General features: G+C 63.3%; 1 protein-coding gene. It reads left to right on the top strand.

Features of this window, described 5'->3' with window-relative positions:
* Positions 1–867, top strand: an 867-nt coding sequence (locus Q4543_RS24465) for a helix-turn-helix domain-containing protein (protein WP_303442782.1), incomplete at both ends; no start/stop codon positions are given.

The following is an 867-nucleotide window of genomic DNA, read 5'->3' on the forward strand; positions in this document are numbered from 1 at the left end:
GTCAGGAAGACGGAACTCGGAGCGCTCGACGCGACGCAAATTATCCTCGCTAGGTCGGCCACCAGTCTGGCAGCGTGAGCATCTGTGCCGGTTCTGGCGGGAGATTGCGGCGGGGTTGTCCAGCGAGGAAGCCGCCGTAGCAGCGGGAGTTTCACCGCCTGTCGGAACCCGTTGGTTTCGGAGTTCTGGCGGCATGCCTCCCACACATCTCGCGCCATCGGCCCTTGTGCCAAAGCAGCGCAGCCTTTCGTTCATGGAACGCGAGGAGATAGCCCTTGAATGTGCTCGGGGCACCAGCGTGCGGGCAATCGCGCGCAAGCTGGGCCGATCACCCAGCACGGTATCGCGGGAGATCAGGCGCAACTCGTCGACGCGCAGCGGAGAGTTCGACTATCGGGCCATTCCGGCGCAGTGGCATGCCGATCGTGCGGCCAGGCGACCAAAGATCAGCAAGCTGGCAGCCAACCCCAACTTGCGCGACTACGTTCAGGATCGGCTGTCGGGCCTCATTGCCACACCGGACCGCATCGCTTTCGATGGCCCCATCGTGGTATGGAAAGGGCGGCGGGCTGTTCGTCGACAAAGCCGACGCTGGTCATCTGCCTGGAGTCCAGAGCAGATCTCACAGCGCCTAAAGGTGGACTTCCCTGGGGATCCGATCATGCGCATAAGCCATGAAGCCATCTATCAGGCGCTTTACATTCAAGGACGTGGGGCACTTAGGCGAGAACTCTCCGCCTGCCTGAGATCCGGCCGCGCCCTCAGGTTGCCTCGCGAACGAGCCCGGAATCGCGGCAAGGCCTTCATTGCCGACGCGTTGATGATCAGCGACCGCCCAGCTGAGATCGGCGACAGGGCCGTCCCGGG

It is taken from the genome of Salipiger sp. 1_MG-2023, from assembly GCF_030547555.1.
Lineage (GTDB): Bacteria > Pseudomonadota > Alphaproteobacteria > Rhodobacterales > Rhodobacteraceae > Salipiger.